The sequence below is a fragment of the Cellulomonas sp. P4_B5_2 genome (assembly GCF_056402235.1).
In genome coordinates, this window is record NZ_JBFUHU010000343.1 from 1 (window position 1) to 3,850 (window position 3,850).

Annotated in this window: 2 protein-coding genes and 1 pseudogene; all 3 read right to left on the reverse strand. The window is 74.2% G+C overall.

The features are described 5' to 3' along the window. The coding region (locus AC1DUQ_RS19030; protein WP_477074356.1) for a TPM domain-containing protein at positions 1 to 1,677 on the reverse strand (1,677 nt) is incomplete at its 3' end. Positions 1,678 to 1,739: 62 nt separating this feature from the next. Beyond that, the gene (locus AC1DUQ_RS19035) at positions 1,740 to 3,401 is read right to left on the reverse strand and encodes a DNA repair helicase XPB (protein WP_477060017.1); all 1,662 of its coding nucleotides are present in this window, start codon (positions 3,399 to 3,401) and stop codon (positions 1,740 to 1,742) included. Next, positions 3,398 to 3,850, reverse strand: a pseudogene (locus tag AC1DUQ_RS19040) (helicase-associated domain-containing protein); the annotation flags it as partial. The gene AC1DUQ_RS19035 and the pseudogene AC1DUQ_RS19040, both read right to left, overlap by 4 nt.

Here is a 3,850-nt window from a genome sequence, read left to right on the forward strand (position 1 = left end):
GTCGAGGGCGACCAGGCGGAGACGCTCGGCCTCCGCGAGCCGGGTCCGTGCCTCGGGACCGACGGCCCCGCGGCGCGTGCTGAGGAAGTCGCCGGTGGCGCGCAGGGTGGACTCGAGCCGGCCGAGGAGGTCGTCGAGCTGCCGCTGCGCGCGGCGGTCCTGCTCCTCGGCGTCCCGGGTGGGCGCCAGGGCCGCGTCGAGCGCGGCCTCGGCGTCGGTGATCGCGCGCATCGCCGCGAGCGGGTCTCCGGTGCCGGCGCGGGCGGCACGTGCGGCCTCGACCGCGGTGCGGGCCGTCTGCGCGGGTGCGGCGACCTCGGGCTTGTCGCGGGCGAGCCGGTCCACGTCGGCGAGGTCGGCGGTGATCGAGGCGATCGCGGCGTCGATGCGCGAGCCGATCACGGCGAGCTCCGGCCCGGCGCGGTCGACCGCGTCCAGCAGCGTCGACACCTGGCTCAGGGCCTCCTCCGCGGCGCGCGCGTACCCGACCGCGGTGCCCCGCTGGCCGCTGCCCACCGCCTCCTCGCCCCGGCCGACGATGGTGTCGATCTCGTCGAGGAGCTGCTGCGCCTGGTCGGGATTGCGGGACACCGAGGCGAGCGTCACCGGCGGGTAGGTCGCGGCCAGCGTCGTGACCGTGACGCGTGCCGGGTCGAGCCGCTGGCGCAGAGCGGCCGCCGAGCGGGCGTGGGACTCCAGGGCCTGCTCGACGTGGGCCTCGAGGTCGCGCAGGTGGTCGAAGCCGGCTTTCTGCGCGTCGAGCATCGCGGACACCGCGGCGCAGGTCTGSAGGATGCGGGTGGCGGTCTCGCGCACCTGGGGCTCGGTGTCGGGGACGTTGTCGTCGAGTGTCTGGCGCAGCCGGAAGGCCTCGGTGACCTGCGCCTTCGCGTCGGCCAGGACGGTCTCGAACTCACCGGTCGCATCGGGTCCGAACTGGGCCTGCGCGAACCCGAGCTCCTCGTCCGAGGCCTTGACCGCGTCGTCGACGGCCACCAGCGCGGACGCGGACCGGCGGTCCAGCTCGGCGGTCGGGAGCGCCGCTAGCTCGTCGGCGGGGGCCGGTGCACCCGGCGCCGCGACCCCGGCGGCCTGGCGTCGGCGGGACCGGAGCCAGGAGACGCCGAACAGTGCGGCGATGACGACCAGGCCGATGACGAGCACGGTGCCGAAGCCCCCACCACCGCCGCCCGACGAGCCGGAGCCGGTGGCCTCCTCGCGCAGGGTGTCGGCGGTCGCGACGGCGGCGCCGGCCCAGTCGTCGTCCCGCAGCGCGTCCTCGGCCGCCGCACTGGCCGCCTCGACCTGGGAGCTGGACAGGCCCTCGACCGACTCCGGGGCCAGCGCGTACCGCCGTGCCTCGGTGGCGACGGCCAGGATGACGTCCTGCGCTCCGAGGCCTGACCTCTCGGCGGTCGCCTGGGCCCACTCGACGGGGTCGGCGCCGCTGAAGTCGGAGACGTAGACGACGTACAGCTGCAGCGAGGTGTCCTGCGCCAGCCGGTCGAGCGCCGCCTGGACCTCGGACTCGCTGCCGTCGAGCGCGCCGACCTGGTCCGTGATCTCCCCCGTGAGGGACAGCGGGCCGACCGTCGGCAGAGGCCCGGCGCCGATCAGGAGGGGGGCTCCGAGCAGCAGCGGGACGAGCACGGACAGGCGACGTCGCAGGGCGGGCACGCACTGATCCTTCCGGTGGGTACTACCCGCCGCAACGGCTCACGCCCGTGGACGGTTCCCGGTCAGTCGCGCTCGGACTCCGTGGCGGGGTCCAGGTCCTCGGCGTCGACGATCGAGTACGCGTAGCCCTGCTCGGCCAGGAACCGCTGCCGGTGGGCGGCGAAGTCCTGGTCCACGGTGTCGCGGGCGACGACCGTGTAGAAGTGCGCGGTGCGGCCGTCACCCTTGGGCCGCATGATCCGGCCGAGCCGCTGCGCCTCCTCCTGCCGGGAGCCGAACGAGCCGGACACCTGGATGGCCACGGACGCCTCGGGCAGGTCGATCGAGAAGTTGGCCACCTTGCTGACCACGAGCTTGGTGATCTCGCCCGAGCGGAACGCGTCGAACAGCCGCTGGCGCTCGTGCACCGTGGTCTCGCCGGTGATGAGGTCGGCGTTCAGGTGCTCCGCGAGCGTGTGGAGCTGGTCCAGGTACTGGCCGATCACCAGCGTCGGGTCGCCCTCGTGCTTGGCGACCAGCTGCTCGACCACGCGGTTCTTCCCCTTGGCCGTCGCGGCCAGCCGGTACCGCTCCTCCGGCTCGGCGACCGCGTAGGCCATGCGGTCGGCGTCGGGGAGGGTCAGGCGGACCTCGACGCAGTCGGCGGGCGCGATGTAGCCCTGTGCCTCGATGTCCTTCCAGGGGGCGTCGAACCGCTTGGGGCCGATGAGGCTGAACACCTCGTCCTCGCGGCCGTCCTCGCGCACCAGGGTGGCGGTCAGCCCGAGCCGTCGGCGCGCCTGCAGGTCCGCGGTCATCCGGAAGATCGGCGCCGGGAGCAGGTGGACCTCGTCGTAGACGACCAGTCCCCAGTCGCGGGCGTCGAGCAGCTCGAGGTGCGTGTAGACGCCCTTCCGCTTGGTGGTGAGCACCTGGTACGTCGCGATGGTGACCGGGCGGACCTCCTTGCGGGCACCCGAGTACTCGCCGATCTCGTCCTCGGTGAGCGACGTGCGCTTGATCAGCTCGTCGCGCCACTGCCGGGCGCTCACGGTGTTGGTCACCAGGATGAGCGTGGTCGTCGACGAGCGGGCCATCGCGCCGGCGCCCACGAGCGTCTTGCCGGCGCCGCAGGGCAGGACCACGACGCCGGAGCCCCCGTGGAAGAAGCCGTCGACGGCCTGCTGCTGGTACGGGCGCAGGTGCCAGTCGTCCTGCACGAGGTCGATCTGGTGCGCCTCGCCGTTCACGTACCCGGCCAGGTCCTCGGCCGGCCAGCCGAGCTTGAGCAGGACCTGCTTGAGGTGGCCGCGCTCGGAGGGGTGGACGACGACGTCGGTCGCGTCGATGCGCGCGCCGAGCAGCCCGGCCGTGCGCTTGGAGCGGACCACCTCGACCAGGACCGCGGGGTCCAGGGCGTGCAGGATCAGGCCGTGCACCGGGTCCTGGATCAGCTGCAGGCGCCCGTAGCGGGACATGATGTCCGCGACGTCGACCAGCAGGGCGTGCGGCACGGGGTAGCGGGAGTACTCGAGCAGGACGTCCACCACCTGCTCGGCGTCGTGACCCGCGGCGCGCGCGTTCCACAGGCCCAGAGGGGTCAGCCGGTACGTGTGCACGTGCTCCGGGGCGCGCTCCAGCTCCGCGAACGGGGCGATCGCGCGCCGGCAGGCCTCCGCCTGGTCGTGGTCGACCTCGAGCAGCAGCGTCTTGTCGCTCTGCACGATGAGGGGGCCGTTGGTCACGAAGTCTCCTGACGATCGTCTTCGGTGGCGCGCGTGACGCTCGCGATCCGGTGCACCGCGACGGTGAGCTCGGACTCGCGTGCGGTGTCGATCGCCCGCAGCCGGCCGCCCTCGACCCGCAGAGGCCGGAGCAGGCGCCGCTGCGGCACACCGTGCGAGCCCACCAGCTCGACCCACACCTCGGCCTTCTCGGCCGCCGCCTCGCGCAGCAGCACCAACGCATCCACAGGGTCGGCTGTTCCCGCGGCCCGTGCGGGGGGCGGCGGAGCGGGCTCGGCCGGGCGTCGGACCGGTGGCGGCAGGATCGCCCCGGGCAGCCGCTCGACCTCGTCGGCCTTGCGCTCCTGCTCGGCCCGCCGCAGCTGCGGCACGAGGGCGAGCAGGCGGTCGTCGCTCAGGACCTCCCGGGCGCCGCTGGGCGCCGTGTCGGACGCGCGCCGGCGGGCGCC